General features: G+C 44.6%; 20 protein-coding genes. 4 read left to right on the forward strand and 16 right to left on the reverse strand.

The window, feature by feature from the left end:
• From NEE14_RS09535 to NEE14_RS09545, 3 genes are read right to left on the reverse strand one after another with little or no spacing between them, the layout of a single operon-like run.
• Positions 1-1,092 (reverse strand): ROK family protein, encoded by a 1,092-nt coding sequence (locus NEE14_RS09535; RefSeq protein ID WP_251968235.1) that lies wholly within the window; start codon positions 1,090-1,092, stop codon positions 1-3.
• Positions 1,093-1,097: 5 nt separating this feature from the next.
• Complete coding sequence (locus NEE14_RS09540; RefSeq protein ID WP_251968234.1) at positions 1,098-2,849, reverse strand: class I mannose-6-phosphate isomerase; 1,752 nt, start codon at positions 2,847-2,849, stop codon at positions 1,098-1,100.
• A gap of 10 nt (positions 2,850-2,859) precedes the next feature.
• On the reverse strand, positions 2,860-4,167 hold the full coding sequence (locus NEE14_RS09545) for a hypothetical protein (RefSeq protein WP_251968233.1): 1,308 nt from the start codon (positions 4,165-4,167) through the stop codon (positions 2,860-2,862).
• Between the two features lie 94 nt (positions 4,168-4,261).
• Here NEE14_RS09545 and NEE14_RS09550 point away from each other — a divergent pair, with 94 nt between their 5' ends.
• Positions 4,262-5,194, forward strand: coding sequence for an AraC family transcriptional regulator (locus NEE14_RS09550; RefSeq protein ID WP_251968232.1), 933 nt, complete (start codon positions 4,262-4,264; stop codon positions 5,192-5,194).
• 244 nt (positions 5,195-5,438) lie between these two features.
• Here the strand turns inward: NEE14_RS09550 and NEE14_RS09555 are convergent, their stop codons facing one another.
• The 12 genes from NEE14_RS09555 to NEE14_RS09610 form a co-directional block, all read right to left on the reverse strand.
• The gene (locus NEE14_RS09555) at positions 5,439-6,512 is read right to left on the reverse strand and encodes a mannose-1-phosphate guanylyltransferase (protein WP_251968231.1); all 1,074 of its coding nucleotides are present in this window, start codon (positions 6,510-6,512) and stop codon (positions 5,439-5,441) included.
• 196 nt (positions 6,513-6,708) lie between these two features.
• Positions 6,709-7,827, reverse strand: coding sequence for a hypothetical protein (locus NEE14_RS09560; protein ID WP_251968230.1), 1,119 nt, complete (start codon positions 7,825-7,827; stop codon positions 6,709-6,711).
• Positions 7,828-7,856: 29 nt separating this feature from the next.
• Positions 7,857-10,772, reverse strand: a complete 2,916-nt coding sequence (locus NEE14_RS09565; protein WP_251968229.1) for a M16 family metallopeptidase — start codon at positions 10,770-10,772, stop codon at positions 7,857-7,859.
• 166 nt (positions 10,773-10,938) lie between these two features.
• On the reverse strand, positions 10,939-12,228 hold the full coding sequence (gene metK / locus NEE14_RS09570; RefSeq protein ID WP_251968228.1) for a methionine adenosyltransferase: 1,290 nt from the start codon (positions 12,226-12,228) through the stop codon (positions 10,939-10,941).
• A gap of 202 nt (positions 12,229-12,430) precedes the next feature.
• Positions 12,431-12,619 (reverse strand): hypothetical protein, encoded by a 189-nt coding sequence (locus NEE14_RS09575; RefSeq protein ID WP_251968227.1) that lies wholly within the window; start codon positions 12,617-12,619, stop codon positions 12,431-12,433.
• A gap of 27 nt (positions 12,620-12,646) precedes the next feature.
• On the reverse strand, positions 12,647-13,123 hold the full coding sequence (gene folK / locus NEE14_RS09580) for a 2-amino-4-hydroxy-6-hydroxymethyldihydropteridine diphosphokinase (RefSeq protein WP_251968226.1): 477 nt from the start codon (positions 13,121-13,123) through the stop codon (positions 12,647-12,649).
• Between the two features lie 8 nt (positions 13,124-13,131).
• A complete protein-coding gene (gene queA, locus NEE14_RS09585; RefSeq protein WP_251968225.1) occupies positions 13,132-14,181 on the reverse strand; it encodes a tRNA preQ1(34) S-adenosylmethionine ribosyltransferase-isomerase QueA in 1,050 nt (349 codons plus the stop codon).
• Positions 14,182-14,213: 32 nt separating this feature from the next.
• Positions 14,214-14,918, reverse strand: a complete 705-nt coding sequence (gene truB, locus NEE14_RS09590; RefSeq protein WP_251968224.1) for a tRNA pseudouridine(55) synthase TruB — start codon at positions 14,916-14,918, stop codon at positions 14,214-14,216.
• 87 nt (positions 14,919-15,005) lie between these two features.
• Complete coding sequence (locus NEE14_RS09595; protein WP_251968223.1) at positions 15,006-15,800, reverse strand: undecaprenyl-diphosphate phosphatase; 795 nt, start codon at positions 15,798-15,800, stop codon at positions 15,006-15,008.
• Complete coding sequence (locus NEE14_RS09600) at positions 15,797-16,039, reverse strand: DUF3098 domain-containing protein (RefSeq protein WP_251968222.1); 243 nt, start codon at positions 16,037-16,039, stop codon at positions 15,797-15,799. The genes NEE14_RS09595 and NEE14_RS09600 overlap by 4 nt, the downstream gene beginning before the upstream one ends.
• Before the next feature lie 13 nt (positions 16,040-16,052).
• The gene (locus tag NEE14_RS09605; protein ID WP_251968221.1) at positions 16,053-16,931 is read right to left on the reverse strand and encodes a cell division protein FtsX; all 879 of its coding nucleotides are present in this window, start codon (positions 16,929-16,931) and stop codon (positions 16,053-16,055) included.
• A gap of 101 nt (positions 16,932-17,032) precedes the next feature.
• A complete protein-coding gene (locus NEE14_RS09610) occupies positions 17,033-18,625 on the reverse strand; it encodes an ATP-binding protein (RefSeq protein WP_251968220.1) in 1,593 nt (530 codons plus the stop codon).
• A gap of 340 nt (positions 18,626-18,965) precedes the next feature.
• Between NEE14_RS09610 and NEE14_RS09615 the strand changes: the two genes are divergently transcribed.
• The 3 genes from NEE14_RS09615 to NEE14_RS09625 are packed head-to-tail and all read left to right on the forward strand — an operon-like array spanning position 18,966 to position 21,301.
• Positions 18,966-19,802, forward strand: a complete 837-nt coding sequence (locus NEE14_RS09615; RefSeq protein WP_251968219.1) for a radical SAM-associated putative lipoprotein — start codon at positions 18,966-18,968, stop codon at positions 19,800-19,802.
• A complete protein-coding gene (locus tag NEE14_RS09620; protein WP_251968218.1) occupies positions 19,783-20,241 on the forward strand; it encodes a radical SAM-associated putative lipoprotein in 459 nt (152 codons plus the stop codon). The genes NEE14_RS09615 and NEE14_RS09620 overlap by 20 nt, the downstream gene beginning before the upstream one ends.
• A complete protein-coding gene (locus NEE14_RS09625) occupies positions 20,225-21,301 on the forward strand; it encodes a TIGR04133 family radical SAM/SPASM protein (RefSeq protein ID WP_251968217.1) in 1,077 nt (358 codons plus the stop codon). Before NEE14_RS09620 ends, NEE14_RS09625 begins: the two co-directional genes overlap by 17 nt.
• Positions 21,302-21,388: 87 nt before the next feature.
• On the opposite strand, the gene NEE14_RS09630 is transcribed toward NEE14_RS09625, so the two are convergent.
• Positions 21,389-22,666, reverse strand: a complete 1,278-nt coding sequence (locus NEE14_RS09630) for an ammonium transporter (RefSeq protein ID WP_422394702.1) — start codon at positions 22,664-22,666, stop codon at positions 21,389-21,391.
• Positions 22,667-22,721: the final 55 nt, after the last annotated feature.

The following is a 22,721-nucleotide window of genomic DNA, read 5'->3' on the forward strand; positions in this document are numbered from 1 at the left end:
CTAAAGATTTAATTTTGCCAGAGCATACTGATAAGCTCCCAAAGCAATCGAACGGCTCGCTCCCTGCTTAGAGATCGCAACGCCAATACGTTTATAAGGATCATAATCTACCCAGCGGTTTGTTCCCGGTATTTGAACTTGCTTAACCAGCCCTTTCAGGAATTCCTGTAATTCATCCGGATCCTCCAAATTAAAAGGCTTCATCTGCAAACGGGCAAACCGATTACCATTCATCATGCCGGTCGTACCCGACAATTCCCGCATCAATGCCGGAAGAATATACTTCGAAGCGCCAGACAAACCACCGCCAATCACAATAAGCCCGTCAACCAATGTGATAGCAGAGGCTATCGTATCACCGGCTATTTCGCCCAGTTCTTCAAAGGCGGCTATCGCTGCCTGGTGGTTACCCGGACGAATTCCTTCAGCGATATCGAATATATCTTTGGGAGTTAAAGCTGCCATATCACCCGATTTCTCTGCATAAACACGTTTTACGGCCCGGATACTCACACTTTCCTCCACAATATAATCCGGATATTTCTTGTTACGACAGCACCAGACATCACCACCGGTACCATTATCTCCTATCAACAACTCACCATTAATCACCACACCAGCCCCGAATCCGGTACCTAATGTAATGCCCAACAGATTATGATATTGCTTACAACTGCCCGCATCCTTCAGTTTACGGTTAATATCCGGCAGCACACCGGCCAGGGCTTCTCCATAAGCGAACAGGCTACCATCATTGTTGATGAATACAGGAATCCCGAAATGTTCCTGCAAGAACGGACCTAAAGCTACTCCGCCCCGGAAACAGGGGAAGTTAGGTAAATCACCAATAATTCCTGCTTCATAATCGGCTGGTCCGGGAAAGGCAAAACTGATAGCAACAGGCTCTTCCTTCAAGGCCTCTTTGACCTGTTTGAAGCCTTGCAACAAGGTTTGCAGACACACGTCCAGATCATTCACCTCTGACCGCAAGCGGATCGGAGTCACGATCTCTTCATTATCACAGATAGCGGAAAATACCAGATTGGTTCCTCCGGCATCCAATGTCATCACGATACGATTCTCTTTCTTCATGGCTCTTATTGTCTGAAACGTACATACGCTTTGATAGTTCCACATTCCTTCCCTTCGGAAGTTCCATACGGGCAGATCGTATATTCTCCTACCGATGCCGGAACGATAAAGGTTTCTGCATAGTGAACAACAAACGGCTCAAAGGATTTCGTCGGACTTTCCACAATCAGCTCATCGCCTTCGATTACATTGAGTACATTGACACCTCCATCCGTATGATGAGTAACAGGCTTGGTAAACCAGTGGCGACGGGTTTCGATGAATTCATTTTCGTGCAATCCTGTCCGTTCTTCCCGCCAGCCGTCTCCTTCGGCAACCGGTTTAATCTGGTTCACCAGATTATCACGGGTAAATTCAGTCTGACGTTCCCATTGGATAACATGTGAACCATGCCCAATATTAATCGGACGAGGCAGACCGTCCAGTCCGAGACGTCCCCAATCCCACAGCTTGAAGGTAAATATACTTGGCGTAGCACTAATCTCCAAGACCATGGCTCCGGCTCCGGAACAATGGATCGTTCCATTCGGAATCAGAAAATGATCGTGTTTCTTGGCCGGCCAGCGGTTCACATACTTTTCTGCCTCAAAAGGTTTTCCGGTATTCTGCGATTCCTGCAGGGCTCCGATCATTTCCTCCGGATTAACACCAGTCTTTAATCCTAAAAATACCGTGGCTCCTTCTTCGGCATCCAACAGGTAGTAACTTTCATCCTGTGTATAATAAATTCCGAATGTATCACGGATGTATTGTGTTGTAGGATGAACCTGCAGACTCAGGTTTCCACCACCAATTGTATCCAGGAAGTCAAACCGGATCGGGAAATCCTGTCCGAAGCGGGATTCAACCGGACCTCCCAATAAAGCGCGGGTCTGATAGAAGACCACATTATTGGAAGGCATCTCAAATAATTCTCCTTCTACATTCAGATACAGACTGTTTTCTTCGGGTACGCAGTCGAAACACCAGCCATAATTAGCCGGTTCCGGATCTAATCCGCAAACCCGTTTCATCCATTGTCCGCCCCACGGAGCCGGATCAAAGAACGGAACTACACGGAATGGCTGATGAGCCGTTTTAACCAAGCCTGCCAGCATCGTTTCTCCTGTAATCATTTTAGGCAGCTCCGGTATGTGTGTATCCAACCAATAATCCACCTTCGGCAGCAATTGCTTCTTCAAGGTATCGCAAACAATCCAATCTACAAAATAACCTCTCTTATAATGATAAGAAGCGCCTTCGGCCTTATTCTCTACACCCAGACCATTGATTTCGTGACGGCGGAAACGAAGCTGTATTTCCCAACGGGCCATATCCACATATACCAAAACATCTGATTCGGGTGCTACAACAGCCGCTCCATGGCCATAAACCAATACCAAGCCTGTTGCCCTGCTGATTTGCTGACGAGCATCCGCTACTTTAGAAGCATCCAGAAAATCAGCATAGGCAAAATGTGCCCGATACCCGAACAGACGGTCGTCTGTTACATAAGGATAAGTCATCGCCTCTATCTCCTGTACGGATTTGAACACAGACTGTGTATCCACCCATAATGAAGGATTCAATGCAGACAGTTCACGTGTCAGCTCCTCATGATGGACACCCTGATAGCATTCCACGACAACGACGACCGACTTCTTGCCTGCCAACGACGCGCAACGGCGGGTTATCTCATCCCGCACAGCCTGCCATCCTTTCCACAAATGACCGGCTATACGGGTAGCCGGCTGCTTGTCATAATTACTCTTTCGCATGATTATATTTTCATTTACTTACTTTCTTTTCTTCAGCCCAGTCATTCATCATTTCAATGGCTTTGGCCAATACACCGGCTGAACCTTTAAAGTTGCCTGAACCACTGGGAACACCTCCCATCCCATACCATTCAAAGAAACCCCGGTTCTTGATTACCCGGTCAATCATCGGACGGATTTCAGCATAGGCTTCTTCTACAAAACCATTGGCAACCAGCTGCTGGATCATACGTCCTCCGAACCAGGTCCAGTCTCCACCGTTCTGGTAAACATATGGTTTTGACATTCCTCCCCGGAAAAAGCCTTCCGGATACGTTGGATAAAGAGTTAATCCGATACTTGGCATGCCCGACAAACGGACATTCTCGAGCATCTGGGCATTGACTACGGCAATTTCTTCCTTCGATAACAAGCCGGCTTCAATGGCGACGGCAGTTCCTCCATGATAATGAATCTGGTTCTCATCGAATCCGGCAGGAATTGGAGACGGATCTATATACAGATGAGGAATAAACTTCTTCCGTTCGGCATCCCATAAATGCTTCCGCACATTCTGGGCAATCTGTTCACGGATGCCTTTCCACTTCTTCAGCAACGAGGCATCGTCTGTCATTTCCTGCAAATAATCCAAAGCGATCAGGAACATGGCATTATCATACACATCAATGGCCCGCGAAGAGAGTTCATTCATGTCACAACCAAAATCATCATTCGGCTGAACATCTCCCCAATCGGCAGTCATGGCACCGAACAATAAGCCATACTGTTCGCTATAACGCTCCCGCATCAGATAATCTACCATATCATCCATCCGCTCCAACACAGTTCTTCCGGCCACATCCTCCCGTAAAATCGAAGTATCACCGGTCTTACGGATGTATTTTCCTACAATCTGAATCAAGGAAGATTCCTGATCGGTCTCGACGGTATTCTTGAATCCCACATGATCTGGTGCTGCATCTGCATAATAGAGATGATTATCATACCAGGTAAAATCAGGCTTCAGTACATAGCCGTCTATCATTTCATCATTCGGTTGCTGAAGGGCAAAGAACAACAAGATAGCATTCCGTATATCTGCCTGGTTTGTTTCCTCACAGGCCACCTCTATGAATGTATTCATATCCCGGGCCCAAATCTGGGAATAACCGCTACCGGCATTGAATCCCTGACGGATAATCGAACGGGCCATGCTATCTACCTGATGAAAGGCTGTATCATTCAAAATTGTCTCTGCTAACTGTTGTTGTGGATTGGTGGTAGTACAAGAGAGAAAAGCCGCACAACCCATCAACATCAAACCGAATCGTTTCTTCATGACATCTTGATTTTTCTGCAAAAGTAACACCACGATACCAAAACAAACCGTACCTTTGTTTTGATTTACTTATACTATCTTACGATTTTCTATTATGATAAAAATTAAAGAAGGTTTTAAGGGAGAACGGTTTGCTTATCTGCCTGATGACATTCTGAAAGCTTATAGCAGAAATCCTCTTATCCAGAATTTATATATCCGGAAAATGGGATTTTTCCCCCATGTAAAATATCATTATGTACAGAAAGAGAATGGATGTGATTATGGTATGCTTATCTATTGTACCGGAGGTAAAGGCTGGTATAAAATAGAAGGGAAGAATTATGAAATCAAAGAAAACCAATATATCATCATTCCGCAGAATATTCCATATTCATTTGGTGCCGACGATGCCGACCCGTGGACCATTTACTGGGTTCATTTTAAAGGACTGCTGATGGAACAGTTCATCCCGAAAAGTCATGCTCCTAAAAACATTCTTCCCGGCGATTATTCACGTGTGCAAGACCGGCTGGATTTGTTTGAGGAAATTTATAATAACTTTTCCATGGGATACACACTGGAAAATATGATTTATTCGTCTATGTGCCTGTACCAGTTCTTGGCGTCCTTTATCTATTTAGACCAATACCGGTCTGTCAACCTGCCGACGCAGCATGAGCATCTTTTATTATCGTCCAGGGCTGTACACTACATGCAGGAGAATATTCATCAGAACCTGTCACTCGAGCAAATTGCCGGTTATTTCAAATATTCAACTTCTCATTTCTGCACCCTATTCCAAAAGGAGACAGGCGTTTCACCCATTAATTATTTCATTCGCCTGAAGATGCAGAAAGCCTGTCAATATCTGGAAATGACCAATCGGAAGATCAACGAAGTAGCCGCACTCTTAGGGTTTGAAGAACCGGCCTATTTCACGAAAATGTTCACTAAAATGATCGGTATTACACCTTCTCAATACAGGAAACGCGAATCTTCTGTCCACCAAAAGGGAGCCAGTAATTCCGAAAGGGAATACAACTGATCCCGTCATTGGCATCATGGATAACTGATTCATTTTCAATACGCCAAAAAGGCAGGCATGAATTCATAAAAACATAGGCATAAAATGATCAAAACATAGGCATGAATTTGTGAAAACATAGGCATGAATTTAGACAAAATAAACGGGAATCGATTTTGATCCTCTCTGGATTCGATTTCGATTCCCGTTTATTTTAAAGAGCATGGTTTCATACGCCTGATCGGCACTTCATATATACTCTTTCTTATTTATTGGCCTGTTGGATGACTTCCTTGATATGGTTCTCATCGTTGAGCGGACAAATCATCAGCACATCTTCCGTATCGGCAATCATATACCCCGAAAGGCCGTCGATAATGACCTTTTTATTGGGATTAGTTTCCTTAATCAGGTTTTGTCCGGCATGAGAGAACTGCGAATCGGCCCCGGAAACAGCATTGGCCGCAGCATCTTTTTCCAACAAGGAATACAATGCGCCCCATGAACCCACATCACTCCAGCCTAAATCGGCTACACAACGAACGTACACCTGAGCTGCTTTTTCCATGATTCCATAGTCAATGGAAATGGATGGCGACAGATGAAAAGCCTGATTGACGGCTGCCTGTTCTTCACTAGTACCATATTGCTTATCAATGGAAGCAAAGAGAGAAGCAACTTCCGGCAAATACTGCTCAAAGGCACCGATGATGGTCTGGGCCGACCAAATAAACATACCGGAATTCCAGAAATAATCTCCTTCGGCCAAATACTGGGAAGCAGTTGTCAGGTCCGGTTTTTCCTTGAACCGCAAAACCGGCGTAATGGACGATTCCTTATCTTGTCTTGTCTGAATATATCCATAACCCGTAGCCGGGAAAGTCGGCGTAATACCCACCGTCAGTAAAGCCGGACGGGAAGCTGCAAACGCCAGTCCTTCCTGCATAACTACCGCAAAACGAGCCGTATTGGATATATAATGATCAGACGGCGTCACCACAGCCACCGCCTTTGGGTTCATCTGCCGAAGCTTATACATGGCATAAGCAATACAAGGCGCCGTATTCCTCCGGCAAGGCTCGGTCAATACCTGAGACGGTGATAACTGAGGAAGCTGTTCCAACACCAACTCCTTATACACTTCGCCCGTCAGTACCAGAAAATTCTCCGCCGGAATAAACCCCGCAAAACGATCATAGGTAAGCTGGATAAAAGTCCGCCCTATCCCCAAAGCATCCACGAATTGTTTCGGTTTTTCCTCCCGGCTCAACGGCCAGAACCGAGAACCTATTCCTCCGGCCATAATGATGCAATAACAATTATTCTTATCGAGTGTCATGTCGTTTCCTGTTTTTCTGCAAAGTAAATAAAAATCAAGCGTAGTACAAAAAGAAGAGACGATGATGTCAAATTCCCTACGGAACCAGATCTAAGCCTGAACGGAAAATAAAAATCGCCGGATTACTGTCATCCTAAAGAGGAACAGAAATCCGACGATTCAGCTAGAAAAGCTTCCTGAGAAACTTAGCGTATGTTTACTTCTTTACTTTATAAGTCTCATGAATGGCCTTATCAAACTCAACCCAATGTTCATCTGTCATATTAGCCGGAACAAACAGGCTAACACCGGCTGCTCCGGCTTCCATAGAACCACGAACCGCTTCGGCGATTTCAGACGGAACCAGTCCGTGACCTTCTGGATCTTTAATGTTTGCCTTGTTTTTCCAGTCATGACAGATAAACAAACCACTGTAAATCGGCTTTTCTCCATTTACAGAAGCGACTTCTTCGGCTGTTATCTCGCCAACCCATGAAGCCGGTTCCAAATAGAAATCATTATAATTCATCGGGAAGAAAGCATCAATGTTCCACTTGTTCCATTCCTGACGTACCAGTTTCTTGGCATACGATTCCGGACCCGGGAAAACAGCAGCACTTACTTTCTTACCTTTGGCATGAACGGCATCAGCAATTTTATCAACCAGATTTGTAATCACATTATAACGGAATTCCTTCCATTCTTCACATTTCGATGGATCTTCAACCGCCTTGATGTCGATACCTGTAGCCGCCTTAAAATCAGCCACACACTTATCGCAGTAACAGTAATCGGCCGTCGGATATTCTTCATTCATGACCAGTCCATATTTCTCCCACAAGCCACGAGCTAAAATCACATCCACGTAGCGGATATAATCCAAATGAATATAATCGACTTCAGGAATATCAGCAATCTTCGAATACTCAGTTACCAGGTAATTGATTACATCCTCATTGTTCGGACACATACATTTGTAATAAGGAACATAAGCCTGCACCTTATAAGCAGATTCGCCCTTACGGTTAACAGCATACCAGGTAGAATCAGCATCAGCTTTCAACATCGTCGGAATCCACGCATGATATTCCAAGCCGTTGGCATGAGCGATCTTGGCAGCACGAGCATGTTTCTCTACATTAAAACCACCGGCGTTGTAGCACATACCGTCTAATCCATGAGCCTTCCATTTACTGAAGTCAGATTCGATAGACGCTTCTGTGGCATCATCTCCTTCACCTTGCCAACCATACACCGGAATCTTATTCCCTGTATTACCCGAACAAGCCGCCAAACTAATAACAGCTGCGGCGATTGCTAAAAATTGCTTTACCATAATATTATACTTTACTGATTAAAATGCGTTTAATAGCCGAACAACGCTTCCTGGGTCAACTTTTCAATCGGGCCATACTCTGCCAAGCCTTTCATGTTCAAATCCTTCTCATCTCCTAAGACAACATACACATACTTACGATCTTTTACCCATTTTTCCTGGAAGGCCTTAATATCTGCCAAGGTCATTTGCTGTACCTGTTCAAACAAGGCTTTCCGTGTATCCACAGACAAACCTAAATCCTGAGCATACATATAAGCCCAAAGGACATCAGACTTCGTAATTCTCTCGGTACGCAAACGGGTTATCAATGCGTCTTTTGCCAGATCAAATGCTTTCTCCGATTCAGGCATCTCATTGATGATCTCATCAAAGGCCTTCATGGCATCCAGCATCTTGTCGTTCTGCGTGGCGATAAAGGTACGATAAATATATGGATACTGCAACTTTGACGGAGCAATTAAATAGGCGCCGGCCGAATAAGCCAAGCCTCTGGCCTCACGCATTTCCTGGAATACAATAGAATTCATGTTTCCGCTGAAATATTCATTGTATAAATTCAGTACCGGATCAATGTTTACGTCATATTTTTCACCCCGGTTGGAAATAGCCGAGAAGTAAATCTGCTTGGCATCATACTGGGCGAACAGGACTTTATTATCTGTTGTTTCCTGCATCTTGAAGTCTGCTGGAGCCGGAACCGGATTCAGTTTCTCAGGAACCTTATGCTGTTCGTTGATAATGGCAATTACTTTGTCGGCAGTTTCTGGACCATAATACAGAATCTTATGTTCATACGTATTGATCTGATGAATACGATCAACCAGATCCTGCGGATTCATCTGCTGCAATTCAGCTGTAGTCAGAACATTTGTCGTCGGAGACTTCGGTCCCCAGATCGCATATTGAATCAAGCGATTGAAATTCTGTCCCTGATTCAGCTTCGCGTCTTCGCGCTTCTTCAGCATATCCGAAGCCAAGTTTTCGTAGGCTTCCTTATTCACCTGCGCATCAGCCAGCAATTCTTCAAACAGAGCCATGGCCTTCGGCATATTCTCGGCCAGACCATCCAATGTCACATACGTACGGTCTGCTCCCGGATGAACACCGAATGAACAAGCCAATTGATAGAATTCCATATTGATTTCCTGAAGCGATTTCTTTGAAGTGCCTAAATACTTCAGGTATTCAAAGGCTGTACCCATGGCTTTATCATTGTTATTACCCATATCGAACACATACAGCAAGGAGAACAGATCGTTCGAAGTATTCTGCTTGTATAAGACTGGAATACCAGACTTGGCGGTCAGCTTGCTCAGGTCCTTATCGAAATCCAAGAATACCGGCTCAATCGGAGTGACCTGTGAAGCCTGAATCTCTTTCAAGAAGGCACTTGCGCTGTCACGATTCATGACAATCGGTGTAATCTGCGGTTTTTCTATCTTCTTTTCGTTCGGATCTTTTCCCTGACGTTTATATATCAAGGCATAATTATCCCCAAAGTACTTATTGGCAAAATCAACAATCTGCTGTTTTGTCACCTTACTCATACGAGTCAGCTGTTCTACTTCATCCTTCCAATCAGATTTACTGATAAAGGCATTCACGAACATATCCGCACGTCCGCTGTTCGAATCCAACTGATACATCTGCATCAACTTGAAGTTGTTGATGGCTGCTTCCAGCAGGCTTTCATCGAAGTCTCCTTTCTTCAGTTTTTCCACTTCTGCCAAGAAGAGATCCTTTACTTCATCCAGCGTCTGACCCTGCTTCGGTGTTCCGCCGATGATGAAAGCATCATAATCAGCCAAACCATATATTCCGGCATAGCAATTCAGGACTTTCTGCTGCTGAATCAAATCGACATCCAACAAGCCGGCCTTATCATTGTTCATAATCAATGACACCAGATTTAACAAGTCTTCCTGTGCGACCGACGACTTACCGGGGAAACGCCAGCCCATCATCAGATTTTCGGCTTCCAGACCTAATACTTCCTTCACCACCGGAGCTTTAACAGGTGATTCGTGTGTAACAGGCAAGGCCGGCAGATTCGGATTCGGTTTCAGGTGGCCAAAGTATTTCTGAATGATAGCAATTGTCTGGTCCGGATCCAGATCACCCGACATACAGATGGCCATGTTATTCGGTACATACCAGGTCTTATGGTAATTCTTGATATTCGTGATTGACGGGTTCTTCAGATTTTCCTGTGTTCCCAACACCGTCTGTGTTCCATACGGATGATCGGGGAACAAAGCCGACAAGATTGCTTCAAACACTTTCCGGCTGTCGCTCGTCAACGACATATTCTTCTCTTCATAGACAGTTTCCAATTCGGTATGGAAACCACGAATGACCGTATTCTCAAAGCGGTCGGCCTGTATTTTCGCCCAGTTATCAATCTGGTTTGAAGGGATATCTTCTACATAAACCGTCTGGTCAAAACCGGTATAGGCGTTCGTCCCGGTAGCACCAATGGCAGCCATCAGTTTATCATATTCATTGGGAATAGCCAATTTGGATGCTTCATAAGACACACTGTCGATCTGATGATAGATCGCTTCCCTTTCTGCTTCGTCGGTCGTTTGACGATAGACTTCAAACAGCCGTTCGATCTCATCCAGCATCGGCTTTTCCTTTTCATAATCCTGCGTTCCGAAATGAGTCGTTCCTTTGAACATCAGATGCTCAAAGTAATGCGCCAATCCAGTTGTTTCTGCCGGATCATTCTTTCCCCCCACTCTCACCGCGATATACGTCTGAATACGCGGCGTCTCTTTGTTTACGGTTAAATACACTTTCAGCCCATTGTCTAAGGTATAAATACGGGCTTTCATCGGATCATTGGGAACCGATTCATAAGGAACTGAAGCATTCTTCGTACATGCCGACAGCACACATAGGAAGAAAGCAATTCCTAACCAATAACTAATCTTATACATACCTATTATGTTTTTATGATACGGTTACAAATATCTACAAAAAACCTCACATAAACACAGCCTTATCCAGGAAAACATTTCTAATAAAAAATAAAAGAGGAATGTTTTCAGGTATTGAAACCCCGAAAACATCCCTCTTGAAAGACTACTTCCGATAAACGGATATTTACTTCAAGCCAAAAGCTTCTTTTACTTTATCTACATAATCCAGCTTTTCCCAGGTAAACAGCTCTACTTCGCAGACAACCGGTTCCGGAATATATCTGGAATTAAACACTTTCTTTACAACCTGCGGTGTACGTCCCATGTGACCATAAGAAGCCGTCTCGAAATAAATCGGATTCCGTAATTTCAGACGTTCTTCAATAGCTTTCGGACGCATATCAAAGATTTCCCATACCTTGGCTGCAATCTCTCCATCCGTCATATTTACATGCGAACGGCCATAGGTATTTACAAAGATATTCACCGGTTCAGCCACACCAATCGCATAGGAAACCTGTACCAGCACTTCATCAGCCACTCCGGCTGCCACCAGATTCTTGGCAATATGACGGGCAGCATAAGCCGCTGAACGGTCTACTTTCGAAGGATCTTTTCCGGAGAAAGCTCCACCACCGTGAGCGCCTTTTCCACCGTAAGTATCCACAATAATCTTTCGGCCCGTCAATCCGGTATCACCATGAGGACCACCGATGACGAACTTACCTGTCGGATTTACATGATAAATAATCTGATCGTCGAACAAAGCCTGTACATGAGGCGGATATTGTGCCTTTACGCGAGGCACCAGTATATTCTTAACGTCAGCCTTGATCTTATCCTGCATGGCCTTGTCGGCTTCTTCTTGAGAAATCCCCTTCGGACCAATGAATTCATCGTGCTGTGTAGAGATAACGATGGTATCAATCCGCAACGGACGGCCGTTATCATCATATTCAATGGTTACCTGACTCTTGGCATCCGGACGCAGATACGGCATCAGGCGCGGTTCATTTTTACGAATATTCGCCAATTCCAGCAACAGACTATGTGCCAAATCCAAAGCCAACGGCATATAATTAGCTGTTTCATTGGTGGCATAACCAAACATCATACCTTGGTCGCCCGCTCCCTGATCATACGGATTCTCACGTTCTACGCCTCGGTTGATATCTCCACTCTGCTCATGAATAGAAGAGAAAACACCGCATGATTTGGCTTCAAACTGGTATTCACTTTTCGTATAACCAATCTTTTCAATCACGTGGCGGGCCACTTCCTGCACATCAACATACGCATTTGATTTAACTTCTCCAGCCAAGACAACCTGCCCGGTTGTAACAAGGGTTTCGCAAGCTACTTTCGAGTTTTTGTCGTACGCCAAAAACTCATCCAGCAAAGCATCCGATATCTGATCGGCTACTTTATCGGGGTGTCCTTCTGACACCGATTCGGAGGTAAATAAATAACTCATTACTTAGATAATTAATATAAAATAAATTAGTAATGAATTGATTGGGGAAAGAAACATGTTTGCCTAACGGCACAAAAAAAGAAAGATTGTTTTTAGCATTTTTTCCTGTGGTTGCAAGCGCACAAATCTATCCACGTCAATTCAAGGCGCAAAGATAGTATTTATATGAAATATCTATACACTATCTTGCGTTAATTTCCCTTTATTTTTTCTTTTGCGTGTTACGCAAGGCTTTCTTCAGCTTAAAGCCGGCTCTCATTTTGGCGGCTCCAGAGCCATGCGTGCCGCGAAGGAAGTCCGACATCTTCGGTTTCCGGTTTCCTTTCGGTTCTTCGGCTTTCTTCTTGAAGACCATACCGCCACCGGTTATGATTCGTTCTATATCGTTCATATATATTGAATTTGTAAGTTCTTTATCTTATGAATCCTGTTCGGTCAATAACTCCATATACAACTCATACATACTTTTCTGCAGGACCGGATGAACCAGTGAAGGAGCAATCTCTGCCAACGGCTGCATCACAAACAAACGCTGCTGCATCAGCGGATGCGGTACAACCAGCTCTTCCGTATGTATGATTTCATTGCCATACAGCAATATATCAATATCAATAATCCGGTCATGGTACGAACCGTCACTTTTCTGCGTCCGCCCCATTTCCCGCTCAATCTGCTGAGTCAGGTGAAGCAGCTCCATCGGCGAACAGCTGGTTTCCAATTCCAATGCGGCATTCAGAAAGGTATTCTCTGAATCAAAACCCCACGGCTCGGTTTCATAAAAAGAAGAAAGGGACAGGACATCTCCTGCCCTTTCAGCCAACAGCGCGGCGGCTGTCACCATATTTTTCCGCTTGTTACCGATGTTCGTACCTAATCCCAGGTAAACTGATGCCATACTTTTCTTTACAGGATTAACATGGCATCGCCATAGGCACCGAACTTGTAGCCTTCTTTCAAAGCCACATCGTATGCATCCATAATCAATTCATAACCTCCAAACGAGGCAGTCATCATCAACAATGTTGACAACGGCATGTGGAAATTGGTTACCATGCTGGTTGCCACACTGAAATCATACGGTGGGAAAATGAACTTATTGGTCCATCCTTCAAACTCTTTCAAATGTCCGTCGGTACTGACAGCCGTTTCGATAGCCCGCATAACAGAAGTACCAACGGCACAGATCTGGTTGTTTGAATCTTTAGCGGCATTCACTGTTTCAACAACATCGGCATTGACAAACATCTGTTCTGAATCCATCTTGTGTTTCGTCAGGTCTTCCACATCAATTTCCCGGAAGTTACCCAATCCGCAGTGCAGTGTCAGGAAGGCAAAACGGCAATCCTTGATCTCCAGACGCTTCATCAATTCACGGCTGAAGTGCAGACCGGCAGCCGGTGCCACAACAGCGCCTTCTTCGGTAGCAAAAATATTCTGATACCGCTCTTCATCATCCGGCTCAACCGGACGGTCGATGTATTTTGGCAGCGGCGTTTCACCCAAGCTATACAATACTTTCTTAAAGTCATCGTGATTGCCGTCGTACAAGAAACGCAGCGTACGACCACGCGAAGTGGTATTATCAATCACCTCAGCCACCATAGAATCATCTTCTCCGAAATAAAGCTTGTTTCCGATACGAATCTTCCGGGCCGGATCAACCAGCACATCCCACAAACGCAACTCTTCATTCAATTCACGAAGCAAAAACACTTCGATGCGAGCCCCTGTTTTCTCTTTGTTACCGTACAGACGGGCAGGAAATACACGGGTATTATTAAAAATGAATACATCTTTTGGTCCAAAATAATCCAGAATCTCTTTAAAGATCCGATGTTCAATCGTTCCTGTCTTGCGGTTAACAACCATTAATCGGGACTCATCTCTGTTTTTCGACGGATATAAAGCGATTTGTTCCGTCGGCAAATTAAATTTGAATTTAGAGAGCTTCATACTTTATATATCTATTTATATCGTTTTACTTATCATTTTACTTCCTCAGCCGGGACCTCACGGTCCAGAAAGGCATCTATATCTTCCGGATTCATGCACTGATCTAATGTTACATCGCCCACACGGGTTCTTTCCAATGCGATCAAATGCGCTCCCGAATGCAAGGCTATTCCAATATCGCGTGCCAAAGCCCGGATATAAGTTCCCTTGCTGCATACGACCCGGATTTTAATTACCGGCAGCTCACACGACAACAGTTCTATCTCATCAATCACCAATGTTTTGGCTTTCAAAGGTACTTCTTCCCCATTACGGGCTAATTCATACGCTCTTTTTCCTTCTATCTTACAAGCCGAAAAAACGGGTGGAACTTGCTCAATGGTTCCCACAAACTGCTTCAAGACGTATTCCACCAGTTCCCGTGTAATATGTTCAGTCGGATACACGGCATCAACTTCCTTTTCCAGATCAAACGAAGGCGTTGTTTCACCCAACTTCAGCGTTGCCACGTATTCTTTCGTCTGAAACTGAAATTCATCAATCCGCTTGGTGGCTTTTCCCGTACACACAATCATCACACCCGTCGCCAAGGGGTCTAATGTTCCGGCATGACCAACTTTTATTTTCTTTACCTTCAACTTCCTCGACAACTTATAGCGGAACTTGTTCACCAAATCGAACGACGTCCAAGTCAGCGGCTTGTTGAAGAACAAAACTTCTCCAGCAATAAAATCCATCTATTATCTTTTATTCTCCAGAGCAGAACAGGACCGTCACGCACCTCTTCTGCCTGTCAAAACTTATAAACTTAAAAACTCAAGAACTTACAAACTCAAAAATATCGTCACCGCACCGGCTATCGCACAGTAAATGGCAAAGTAGATCAGCTTTCCTTTCTTTACAATATTAATCATCCACTTACAAGCCAGGCAACCGGAAACGAAAGCTGCCACAAAACCGATGGCCAACGAACTGGCAGGAATATCACCGCCCAGACTTTCTCCATGCATCATCTTCAGCAGATCCAGCAAGGCTTCGCCTAAAATTGGAGGAATCACCATCAGAAAGGAGAATTGGGCCAAATGTTCCTTTTTATTTCCCAACAGCAGTCCGGTTGCAATCGTACTGCCCGAACGAGAAAGTCCCGGCATCACGGCACAAGCCTGCGCCAATCCGATAATGAAAGCATCGCGCAAAGAGATCTTTTCCTTTTGCCGCGGTTTTGCATAATAGGAAAATGCCAGCAGCAAAGCCGTCAGCAACAACATACAGCCGACAACCAGCAAACCGGAACCAAATATATCTTCTACCGTATCCTTGAAGAAAACGCCCACAATACCTACCGGAATCATGGAAACCACGATATTCAGGACATAGCGTGTTTCGTCGTTCATCTCAAAGCGGAACAAGCCTTTAAATATCCAGGCGATTTCCTTCCATAAAACGACGAGGGTACTTAATACGGTTGCGATATGTACCAGAATCGTAAACGATAGACTTTCTTCTCCTTTAATGCCAAACAAGGCAGAACCGATTGCCAAATGGCCACTACTACTTACCGGCAAATATTCTGTCAGACCCTGCAACAAACCCAGGATCAAGGCTTCCAATCCATTCATTCTTCAGTCGTCGTCTTATCGTTACTCTTCTTCAGGATACCATATACTACGGCTATGAAACCAATCACGGTCACAATAGGAGCTACCACAATCCGACGAGCGTCGAATATAGCCGGATTAAACGTATCATCACCCGAACCTCCACCGCTCATCAGTATAAAACCGATGATAATCAGTACAACGGCTCCCGCAATCAGGATAAAATTCTCTTTTCCAAAAGCAAAATCTCTTTTCGCCATAGTTTCTTTACTCTTAAATATAATATAATTTGTCAAAACTCATCCGCAGATATTTGTTGACCGATACAATCGTTGCCAGCACCGACAACAGGATGCCCAGCAACAAGACTGCGGTATATACAATTAATAACGTAGGAATATCCAATATTTGTATAAAGCCCGTCAGTTCTGCCTGCAAATAATACAAGGCAGCCGTCAGCATACAGATAGCCAAAACAGCCGCAATGATCCCGCTCACCACATTGTACCAGATAAATGGCCTTCGGATAAAACCGGCCGTTGCACCTACCAGACGCATCGTATGAATCAAGAATCGTTTGGAATAAATTAGCAAACGGATGGTATTGCTGATCAGCACAAACGAAATAATCATCAGGATTGCCGCCAGTCCCAGCAGCACCAGACCAACACGCTTCATATTATGCTGCACCAGCTCCATCATGTCTTTCCGATACAGCAGTTCGGAGACGGATGTGTAGTTTTTAATCTTGTTCTCAATGAGTTTCAGGCTGTCCGGATTGGCGTATTCAGAATGCAGTTTCACTTCGATTGAAGCCTGCAACGGGTTAAAGCCTAAGAAATTCTCCGGATTCTCGCCCAATTCATCCTCCAGTTCGCGGGCCGCTTGTTCTTTAGAAATATATTCAGTGGATTTAATATAAGGAAGAGACTCCAGATTCTTCTGCATCCGCTTCACATCCAGGTCGCCTACATTATCCTTCAGGACAATCGAAAACGACATATTTTCTTTCACATATACCGATAGTTTGTTTCCCAACAATCCCATCAGGATAATCAAACCCATCAGGAAAAGAACCAGCGCAATACTTATAATTGAAGTAAAGCGGGAATGAAAGAATGAAACAGCACTAACTTTCTTATTATCAGCCATCCGTAGCAATATTATTCACGTTCTTCGTATCGGGAACGCTCATACAGGCGCTTTTTTCCCAAATTTTCTGCAAAAGAACGAATATTTTGCGAGATAGCGACCTATTTTGTGTTATTTAACGATTTAAGAACTAGCTCACTTTTCCAATCGGCTATCGTTCCGGTCTCAGATGAAAAAACAACCCCGACCTTATAAAGCTTCCGAGGATCAGCTTCATATTCTTTTGTATATCCTTTTTTTTCAATTTGTTGTATTGCGTCCTCAACACGACCGTCCAATTTGAATTCAAAAACATAAACAAACTTGGGCGTTTCCACAATGCAATCTACCCGTCCATGACTTTGTTCTTTTTCTGTATAAACCGTATAAACACTCAGCAGACGCATGATCAGATAAAACGTATAATGGAAATAGCGTTCTTTTTCCCTTTCGTTTTCTTTTCTCCGCATAGTGTACGGAATACTGGCAAGGAAAGATGCTAGACCTACACGAAATTCATCCAGTTTCCCTTCTTCTAACAGATAAGCCGCATTATTAACCCACGAATAAATACTTTCTCTGGTCTTAAAATAATTGGACGCTATTAAAGAAAGAAAGCCTTTCTTCACCTCATTATTAGGATAATCAAGTAAGAACATATTCCGTCTGATATCAAATTCCTTAATAGTCAGATAGCCACTCTGGTAAATCATGGGAAGAGGCTGTTCCACGTTGGCCTTATAATCAATAAACTCTTCCGGAGCATAATATTTACCAGTAATATCACTCATGTTCTCATCTGTATGCGAGAGCAAACGGATAAGATAGGTTGGAGTACCACTCTTAAACCAATAATCACTGATCCGTTGAGCATCAAAGGCATTCAGCAGACTGAACGGATTATATATGTCTGTCATCGAATCGCTGAAATGATAACCATCATAATGAGACTTAAGCATAGCTCTCATCTCCTCATACGAACATTTATACACTTCAGACATACTTTCGACAGGCTTTCTGAAAATCGCATCAAGCTCTTCTTGTGAAATGCCACAAAGAGCTTCATACTTACAATGCATACTTATATCATTAGGCTGATTAAATCCGCTGAAAACACTTACCTGAGAAAACTTCGTTACACCGGTAAGGAACACAAACTGAAGATGTTCATCTGCGCCTTTAAAAACTGAATAGAAACCTTTCAGGATATTCCGATGTTCTTCTTCCAAGTCTTTGTTTACATCCAGCACATCCAGTATAGGCTTATCATACTCGTCAACCAAGACAACAGCACGCCGGCCTGTAGCTGTATGCGCATACTTGAGTATTTCCATAAAGCGCAATCCAATAGGAAGATCTTTATCCGTTTCAAATTCCAAGTCTCGCTCCCAAGAATCAATATAAGCCTTTATCCAAAGATTCAATTCTCCCGGATTGGTAAAATTTCCGCCATTAAAATCTATATGAAATACCGGATATACAAGCCAGTCTTTTTCCAAAGTCTCCATCTTCAAGCCTTTAAAAAGCTCTTTCTTCCCTAGAAAATAGTTCTTCAACGTGGATACCAACAAGCTTTTACCAAAACGGCGCGGACGACTCAAGAAGTATATTTTACCCTCTTTGACAAGAGAATAGACCAAGTCTGTCTTATCAACATAGACATAACCATCTTCAATAAGCTGATCAAAACTTTGTATTCCGATTGGGTATTTCATATCTCATAAGTTTACATGAAACTGCTAATTACAAATGTAGTGATTATTTATCAAACCCAAGCAGAGAAAAGTCAAAAGTAGGTGAACCAAACATGTTGTTCCTGTATCCAATTCTTTAGTTCACGGCGTGAACTAAGTAATCCACGTCGTGAACTACTTAATCCACGGCGTGAACTAAGTAAACCGCGCCGTGAACTAAAGAATTTCCGGGCGGCTTTATATTTTTGAATAGTGGATATGGAAACTTTGATCCATCGGACAGAAAAATTATTCTTGTGGATGCAGTATTTAGTGGGGAAAGACATTTAGGGAATAAAAAACCTCTTAAATTTGTTATACGATGGAACAATGGAAACGAAAACTTTGGAAAACCTGTAATGGCGTCTTAGCCACGCTCCTTGCCTGGCTGGGCTTTTCTTGCCTGGATGAAAACGGAAATGAACCGATTGTCTGTGAATATGGCGTACCGACCGCAGCTTATTCGCTGAAAGGCCATGTTGTCGATTCGCAAGAGAATGCGGTAGCGGATATGCCGGTTGTTATTAGCGACGGGACTTTCCCGTACAATTATCTGATTGGCGACACGGTTAAAACGGATGCCAACGGAGAATTTATCTGGGAAAACAAGCGTGTCGAACCCAGGGATTTCCAGACTATCCAATGGAAGATTGTAGATACTTGCCGGATCTATCAGGATACGACGGGCGTTACCGTGTTTGATCCGGAGAGTGCCGTAGGATCCGACGGATGGTTTATGGGAAGACTGTCTGCAGAAGAGACGATTCGCCTGCGCGATTATCAGGAGTCGCATAGCGAGCCGTACCTGCAATACCGGATTTACGGACGAATCACCAACTCCATCAACCGGGGTATGCCATTAGTTTTCCTGTCGGCCCAAAAAGCAAACGGACAGGAACCGAAGGAATTCTTCGATATCTCTAACTGGAACGGTGAGTATTCGTTTACCTATGAAAAGGCACCGGGCGAAGGCGATTCGCTTGTCGTTTATACCTCTCCGGTGACTTCGGCTGAAACCGGCTGGAGCAAAAATATTCCGGAAGACTCGGTTGTGATCCGTTTCGACGGTGTTCCTTTAACCGAAGGTTCGGGCTTATTGAAAGGAAAAGGAAGTATAGAACAAAATATATCGTACAGTTATGAAGCGTATCCTTACTAAACGGCTCCGTTTTCTCAGCGGAATAGGATGTTTTCTTCTGATGTTACTCGGCTTCGGTTGCTCAACCGAAGTCGTAGAATATGGCACACCGCATGCGACTTTCCAAATCAAAGGTCGTGTGGAAACAGCCAATCAGGAAGGCATTCCGAATATTCAGCTGACAAGTATCTTCGGCGAGAATGACACCTGCGCTGTAACCAAGACAGAAACGGATGGTTCTTTCGAGATGAACTTCAGTTATGTTCCACTTACTGATCTGAAAATTGCCGCAGAAGATGTGGATGGCGATAAAAACGGAAGCTATTTACCCACTGTTCAGGAAATTCATCTCACGGAAAAAGATTTTCGGGGCGGAGATGGCAATTGGTACGCGGGTGAAGTAGAGAAGAAAATTACAATCAGCCTGAAAGAAAAGGAGAAACATGAAACAGCAGATTGACTTACGCAAACGGCTTGGCCTGGAAATCTTCCGGAAGATTCATCAGAACCGGGTCAAGCTGCATGAACTGAAGACACTTTTCTGGGAATGCACGCTGCGTTGCAATGTGGCTTGCCGACACTGTGGAAGCGATTGCCGCGTTTCCTCGACTTTTACCGACATGCCGGTAGCCGACTTTCTGCGCGTCGTCGATGAAATCACTCCGCATGTGAATCCGCATGAAGTATTAGTCATCTTCACCGGAGGAGAAGCCTTGGTGAGAAAAGACATTGAAAGTTGTGGAATCGAACTGTATCGCCGGGGCTTTCCCTGGGGAATCGTTTCCAACGGACTTTATCTGGACCGGAAACGGCTGGACAGCCTGCTGGCTTCCGGTCTGCATGCCGCGACAATCAGTCTAGATGGATTCGAGAAAGAGCACAACTGGCTGCGCCGTCATCCACATAGTTTTGAGAAAGCGGTACAAGCCATCCGGATGCTGGCAGAAGAAAAAGAGATCATCTGGGATGTCGTCACGTGCGTGAACCGGCAGAATATTTCATACCTGCCGCAGTTTAAAGACTTCCTGGTCAGTCTCGGTGTGAAACGCTGGCGGATATTCACCATCTTTCCAGTCGGACGAGCCGCCACGATGCCGGAACTGCAGTTAGACAACCGGCAGTTTGTCTCCGTACTCGACTTCATCCGTCAGTGTCGTCAGGAAGGTGTGATACGAGCCAGCTACGGCTGTGAAGGTTTCTTAGGGAATTATGAAGGCGAGGTACGCGACGGATTCTATGAATGTCACGCCGGCATCAGTGTAGCTTCGGTATTGATAGACGGTTCCATTTCCGGTTGTCCCAGTATCCGTTCGAACTTCCATCAAGGGAACATTTATCAGGATCACTTCATGGACGTCTGGAACAATCGCTTCGAAGCCTATCGCGACCGCAGTTGGGCCAAACAGGGAATATGCGCCGACTGCAAGATGTTCCGTTACTGCGAAGGCAATGGCATGCACCTGCACGATGAAGAAAAGAAACTGCTGGTCTGCCATTATCACCGGATAACCGATCAGTAGAAACAGGCCGGCAGAAAAAAAGAGAGGGCACATCAGCCACCCAAATGGCTGTGCCCTCAATTATTTAAACTAACACCCACAAAAACCTCAGCTGTTATAAGCTGACTCTCCATGTTCATATACGTCGAGTCCTTCTTCCTCCACTCGTTTGGTAACACGCAAACCGAACACGACGTCCATAACTTTAAAGATGACAAATCCCATTCCTGCAGCCCAAAGGCCGATAACCAATGCTCCAAATACCTGAGCACCTAAAAATCCGAATCCGCCGCCATACAGCAAACCGCCGTCGACCGACAGAAAACCTGTCAGGATCGTTCCCAACGAACCACATACACCATGTACCGACGAAGCACCCACCGGATCATCTATTTTCAAGGTATGATCAATGAATTCGACAGCATAGATCATCACCGTTCCGCAAATGGCGCCGATTAGTACGGCTCCTGCCGGAGAAACCAAGTCACAACCGGCTGTCACACCAACCAGTCCGGCCAGCACACCATTCAGTGTCAGTGACAACGACGGCTTCCCGAATTTAAACCAACTGACAACCAAAGCCAAAAAGCCACCGGCACACGCCGATAAATTCGTCGTCAGAAACACATGCGAGATAGCAGCCTGGTCCGTTCCCGTCGATGCAGCCAACTGCGAACCCGGATTGAATCCAAACCAGCCAAACCATAAGATAAACACACCCAGACAAGCTAACGTCAGACTGTGGCCCGGAATCGCCTTCGATTTTCCGTCTTTACCATATTTCCCCAAACGCGGTCCTAAAATGGCTGCTCCCACTAAGGCGATCCATCCACCTACGGAATGAACCACAGCCGAACCGGCGAAATCATGGAACGGTGTTCCAAAAAGATTCATCATAAATGAACCTTCTTCTCCATTCATCAGCCAGCCTCCGCCCCATGTCCAGTGACCTGAAACCGGATAAATAAGCACACTGATGAAGATGGTGTACAACAAGTACATCGAGAATTTGGTTCTCTCGGCCATCGCTCCGGAAACAATCGTTGCCGAAGTAGCACAAAACACCGTCTGGAAAATCAGAAATCCCTCAATAGGAAGGCCATTGTCAATCACGGCATCCATCATTTCCAGATTAAAGAAATGCGGCTGTCCGACGAAAGAACCCAGTCCAAACATCAGACCAAACCCGATAAACCAGTACAACAGCGAGCCAAACATAAAATCAACTAAATTCTTCATCAGAATATTGGCCGTGTTCTTGGTACGGGTAAATCCGGCTTCTACCAAAGCAAAGCCCGGCTGCATAAAAAATACAAGCATCGCAGCCAGCAACATCCACACCGTATTCAAGCCTGTACTTAATTCAGATACGGTATCCGACAACATATCCACTTCCTGAGCCTGTAATACAATGGGTAAAAACAATAACCCAACAATCCAT

Source organism: Parabacteroides sp. AD58 (genome assembly GCF_023744375.2).
GTDB lineage: Bacteria > Bacteroidota > Bacteroidia > Bacteroidales > Tannerellaceae > Parabacteroides > Parabacteroides absconsus.